The organism is Longimicrobiaceae bacterium, from assembly GCA_035696245.1.
Classification (GTDB): domain Bacteria; phylum Gemmatimonadota; class Gemmatimonadetes; order Longimicrobiales; family Longimicrobiaceae; genus DASRQW01.
In genome coordinates this window covers 1-5,026 of record DASRQW010000352.1, presented here as the reverse complement: position 1 = coordinate 5,026, position 5,026 = coordinate 1, and the positions used below count along the sequence as shown (strand labels likewise).

The 5,026-nt window shown below is 73.4% G+C and carries 6 protein-coding genes; all 6 read right to left on the bottom strand.

Annotated features, from left to right (window positions below; translation table 11 throughout):
* Positions 1 to 1,030, bottom strand: a 1,030-nt coding sequence (locus VFE05_16230; protein HET6231622.1) for a DUF58 domain-containing protein, incomplete at its 3' end; no start/stop codon positions are given.
* Positions 1,027 to 1,158 carry a hypothetical protein gene (locus VFE05_16225; GenBank protein HET6231621.1) on the bottom strand — a complete coding sequence of 44 codons (132 nt, stop codon included), beginning with the start codon at positions 1,156 to 1,158 and terminating at the stop codon, positions 1,027 to 1,029. The genes VFE05_16225 and VFE05_16230, both read right to left, overlap by 4 nt.
* Before the next feature lie 8 nt (positions 1,159 to 1,166).
* Entirely contained in the window at positions 1,167 to 2,138 is a 972-nt protein-coding gene (locus VFE05_16220; protein ID HET6231620.1) for a MoxR family ATPase, read from the bottom strand.
* A complete protein-coding gene (locus VFE05_16215) occupies positions 2,135 to 3,313 on the bottom strand; it encodes a DUF4350 domain-containing protein (GenBank protein HET6231619.1) in 1,179 nt (392 codons plus the stop codon). Before VFE05_16215 ends, VFE05_16220 begins: the two co-directional genes overlap by 4 nt.
* Positions 3,306 to 3,944: a DUF4129 domain-containing protein gene (locus VFE05_16210; protein ID HET6231618.1), complete on the bottom strand. Its 639-nt coding sequence runs from the start codon at positions 3,942 to 3,944 to the stop codon at positions 3,306 to 3,308. Before VFE05_16210 ends, VFE05_16215 begins: the two co-directional genes overlap by 8 nt.
* 1 nt (position 3,945) lies before the next feature.
* Positions 3,946 to 4,737, bottom strand: a complete 792-nt coding sequence (locus VFE05_16205) for a hypothetical protein (protein ID HET6231617.1) — start codon at positions 4,735 to 4,737, stop codon at positions 3,946 to 3,948.
* Positions 4,738 to 5,026: the final 289 nt, after the last annotated feature.

Below are 5,026 nucleotides of genomic sequence, written 5' to 3'. Positions count from 1 at the left end.
CCACCAGCGCGGCGGAAGAGGCGGCGTCGATCACGTCGGTGAAGATCACCAGCAGCGAGCGGCGCCGCAGGTGCTTGGCAAGGTAGGTGAATGCGGCCGGGTAGTTGGGCTCCACCATGCGCGCCTGCACCTCGCCCAGCGCGTCGGCCAGGCGGGAGAGCGAGGTGCGGCTGGGGGGGATGTACTGCTGCACGCGGTCCGCGAACACGAGCAGCCCCACCTGGTCGCCGTACAGCGACGCCACGTCCGCCAGCAGCAGCGCGGCGGACAGCGCGTAGTCGATGCGCTCGCGCTCGCCCACCTTCTGCGTCATCAGCCGCCCCGCGTCGATGGCGATGAGCACGTTCTGGCGGCGCTCCACCTCGAACTGGCGGACGATGGGGGTGCCGCGGCGGGCGGTGGCCTTCCAGTCCAGGTTGCGCGGGTCGTCGCCGCGCACGTACTCGCGCAGGCTCTCGAACGAGCCGCCCTCGCCGCGCAGCCGCACGGTGCGGAAGCCCGCCTCCTGCAGCCGGTTGCGCAGGCCCAGCAGCCGATAGCGCTTGACCTCCAGCACGCCCGGCTGCACCCGCAGCGGGTCCGCCCGGCGGATGCGCGACTGCCGCCACACCAGCCCCATGGGCCCCAGAGCGCGGACGTGCAGGTCGCCGTAGAAGGCGTCGCCGCGGCGCGCGGCGCGGACGGTGTAGCCCGTCTTCTCCTCGCGCGTGCCCGCGAGCTCCATCTCCAGCACGTCCGGTCCGTCGCGCTCCAGCAACTGCGGCAGGTCGTCCGTCACGCGCAGGGGAACGCGGCGGTCGGTGCGCCCGGCGACGGAGATGCGGACCTCGGCCGTGCCGCCCAGGGAGATGCGCTCCGGCGCGCGGCGCTCCACCCGCAGCCCCCGCGCGCCCGGCGCCAGCAGCGCGTCCGCCACGACAGCGGCGAGGAGGAACGCGTCGGCGACGAGGGCGAGGGGGGTGGAGACGGCGAAGAGCACCGCCGCGACAGCGATGATCGCGAGCAGCCGCCGCGAGGGAAGGAAGTTCACGCGCCCGCCCGTCCGCGGCACTTCTGCCGGCTACGCCGCATCACCCGCCGCGCATCTCCCGAGCTGTGGCTGCAAGCGTCGGCCGTTGCGAAGGCGGCGCGGAGCGGCGAGGTGTGGATGCGGTCCATCCGGCGCGTCAGCGGGGGGCGGGGAGAGTGTTGAGCAGCCCCTCCAGCCGGTCGTCCACGCGCTGCCCTTCCACCTCGGCCTCGGGGGTGAGGACCACGCGGTGGCGCAGGACGGGGGTGGCCAGCGTCTTCACGTCGTCGGGCGTGACGAAGTCGCGGTCGTTCAGGAACGCCTCGGCGCGCGAGGCCAGGAAGAGCGCCACGCCGGCGCGCGGGCTGGCGCCCAGGCCGAAGCTGGGCTCCTCGCGCGTAGCCCGGACGATGCGGGTCACGTAGTCGCGCACGCTGGGCTCCACGTGCACGGCGGCCACGGAGGCGCGCAGGGCCGCCAGATCCGCCCCCGCCATCACCGGCCGGATGCCGAAGCTGTCGGTGCGCTCGGCGCTGAACCCCTCGGCGTAGCGGTCCAGGATGGCGCGCTCGGCCTCGGCGCCGGGGTAGCCCACGCTGATCTTGAGGAGGAATCGGTCCAGCTGCGCCTCGGGCAGCGGGTAGGTGCCCTCGTACTCCACCGGATTCTGCGAGGCGAAGACGGTGAAGGGCGCGGGCAGGGGCCGCGTCTTCCCATCCACCGTGACCTGCCGCTCCGCCATCGCCTCCAGCAGCGCCGCCTGCGTCTTGGCGGGCGCGCGGTTGATCTCGTCCGCCAGCAGCACGTCGGCGAAGATGGGGCCGGGGTGGTATACGAACTCGCGGCGCGACTCGTCGAGCATGTTCACGCCCACCAGGTCGGTGGGCATCAGGTCTGGCGTGAACTGCACGCGGCCGAAGCGCAGGTCCAGCGACATGGCCAGCGCGCGGATGGCGAGGGTCTTGGCGGTGCCGGGCACGCCCTCCAGCAACGCGTGCCCGCCGGCCAGGAGCGCCACCAGCATCTGCCGGAGCACGTCTTCCTGCCCCAGCACCACGCCGCCCAGCTGGTCCAGCACCTGCCGGGCGCGCTCGCCGGCCCCGGTCGTCTCGGGAAGGATCGTGCTCACGTTCGCTTGGCCTCTTGGAGGAGTCGGTCCACTTTTCCGGAAAGGGCCACGAGGTCGGCCCCGTCGCCCTTGTTCCACTCTTCGCCCAGCTCGCGGGCGGCGTCGCGCGCCACGGGCATGCGCTGCGCGAGGCCGCTCACCATCTCGTCCTGCGCGGCGGCGTCGCGGGCGGCCTTGCGGCCCATGCGGCGGGCCATGCCGGCCACCAGCAGCCGCCGGGCGGTGGCGCGCGCGCCGGACTGGCGGTACGCGCCGGCCAGCGCCTCCACGTGCTCCAGCGGCGAGCGGCGCTCGGCGGGGGGCGGCGGCACCGGCGCGCCGAAGCGGCGGCCCATGAGCAGCAGCAGGCCCAGCGCGGCGAGGGCGCACTGAAGCACGGCGTGCCCCAGCCCCGTGCGGCGCAGGAACGCGCTCATGGCGCGGCTCACGCTGCCATCGCCGTGGAAGCCCTGGTGGTACTCGTCGAACCGCAGGGTGCCGCCGCCGCGAGTGGCCTCGGCGGCGGCGCGGGCGAAGAGCAGCGCGGCGCCGCCCTCGCGCAGCCGCGCGTTTCCCAGCGGGCGCGAGTCACTGAGCGCCAGCACGGTGCCGCGGCCCATGCGGAACGACAGCGCGACGGGGCGTCCCTTGCGCGTGGCGAGCAGCGTCACGGCGCCCTGCTTGAGGACCCGCGACTTGGCCGCGAACGCGCTGCGGAAGCCGTCCACCCGCTCGGTGCCCGCGGTCCACGGGTGCGTGCCGGCGGGCCGGGCGGGGGCGCCGTCGAAGCTCGCGGCTGCGAGCAGGTCGGCGGTGTCGCCCAATTCCTCCAGGCGCAGGCCCAGCGTGTCCATCACCGGGTCCGAAAAGCGCGCGGCGTACAGCAGCGTGCCGCCGCCGCGTACGAAGCCGGCCAGGGCGTGCAGCTCGCCGGGCGTGGGCTCCTCGACGGGCGCGAGCAGGGCCAGCGCGCCGGTGAGGGAGTCGCCCTCGGTGAAGGCCTCGGTGCGTCGCGCCACCGGCACCTTCAGCTCGCGCAGCGTGAGCATGAGCGCGCGGGTGCCCTCGGGGGTGCCCAGGAAGGTGGAGCGGCGAGGGTCCGAGCCGGACGGGCCGCGGCTGGCCGAGGTGAGGATCACCAGGGCGGCGATGAGGGCGACCAGCACCCCCATCAGCACGCGGTCGCGGCTACCCACGGCCTTCGGCCTCCGCGGCGGCGGCGCGCAGCCGCTCGTAGCCGGTTGCGTCCAGCGCCCGCCCGCCGAAGGCAACGGGCTCGAAGAGACGCAGGAAGCCGCCGAACGCGCGCCCGGCGGCGGGGTCGCGACGCACCTCGCGGCGGTACTCGCCCGGCGTCTTGGACGAGTCGTAGCGCAGCACCCCGCGCGCGTCCAGCCGCAGCAGCAGCGCCTGGTAGTGCGCCACGGCCGCGTCGCGCAGCCGCCCCTCGGCCGCGGCGCGGCGGGCCTCGGCCTCCCAGTCCGCGGCGGTGACGGGGCGCGCGGCGGCGGAGCGGACGGGCTTGACCGCCGGGTCGCGCTCGCGGGCGCGCCAGGTCTGCGAGACGGTGTAGACGAGGTGGGCCAGGATGGCGAGCGCGGTGATCGCCATCCACCCGAAGATCACCCAGAACAGCACCGGCGCGGCCGTCTGCATGACGCCCAGCCGGTCCGCGATGCGCGCGAAGAAGTCCTTCACCGCCTCCCACGCATCGGTGATGCGCTGCGCCCAGCCATACGTGCGCTGCGGCGCGAACTCCGGGCGTGCGTACACGCGGGCGAGCGCCCGGGCGACTTCCGCCCGGCCGGGGAGGGGGCCGGCCTGCACCTCAGGCCATGGCCATCGACGGAGCCGACATCTCCAGGTCCAGCCCCTCGGACCGAACGCGGCGGTCGAAGTACTGGAGCGTCATGCCCAGCGTGAGCAGCGGCGTGATGAGCGCCTTGACCAGGGCACCGACGATCTGCGTGCCCGCCGTGAACACCGGCGAGGAGGCCACCTTGCCCATGGTGGCGAAGTAGCCCGGCCCAGCAACCGAGACGCCGACCCCGGTGGCGATCACGGGCATGTACACGATGAGCCACAGCACCAGGCCCAGGGCGAAGATGCGGCCCCAGGCCCCGTCCGCCAGCGTGTGCGAGCGCGACAGCGCCTGCGGCCCCCACGTGCCTTCCAGCGCCGTGACCTGGCTGGACGCGAAGAACATGATCATCATCAGCACGCCGGGCACGATGAAGAACATGTACCCCACGAAGACGGCGACCCAGTACAGGATCGCGGTGGCGAGCATGGGGAAGAAACGCCTGAACGCGAGCGCGTAGCCGTCGCGTCGCGTGACCGGCGCGCCCAGGTAGGCCGCCGACGACTGCTGCACCAGCGCGCCGTCGATGAGCACCGCCCCCAGCCACACGAAAGGCAGCGCGCCGAACGTAAACGCCGTCTGGAGCGCCGAGTCGAGCTTGCCGCCTGCGACCGCGATGTACGCGATCCATATCAGGATCACCGGCAGCTGCGGCAGAAGAGCGGTGACGAAGAAGGTCGCGAAGTGACGCCGGTAAAGCGTGAACGCGCCGTCCAGGACCTCCCCGAACGAAAGGGGACGCAACTGCACTGTGGACATCGGGAAGGCTCCTGCGGAATGGTACGGGGATGGTGGGTTGCTGCGGATGGGGCGCCCAATACTACCCTGCGTGCGGTGCTCCGTCAACTTCGGTAAACATTTGACTCGCCGCTCCATCCGGTAATGCGAGGGAAAGTCGTGTGGGATGGTGGAAGCTGGGCCTCGACCCCGCTCCGCCGCCCCGGCCTTCCCTCCGCTCTCCATACGGTAGATGTCGGTTGCGGTCGATGCGGTCGATGCGGTCGATGCGGTCGATGCGGTCGATGCGGTCGATGCGGTCGATGCGGTC

Excerpts from the sequence above, each read along its gene's own strand:
- VFE05_16205 (HET6231617.1), bottom strand. The coding sequence starts at position 4,737 with ATGTCCACAGTGCAGTTGCGTCCCCTTTCGTTCGGGGAGGTCCTGGAC.
- VFE05_16225 (HET6231621.1), bottom strand. The coding sequence starts at position 1,158 with ATGGACCGCATCCACACCTCGCCGCTCCGCGCCGCCTTCGCAACGGCC.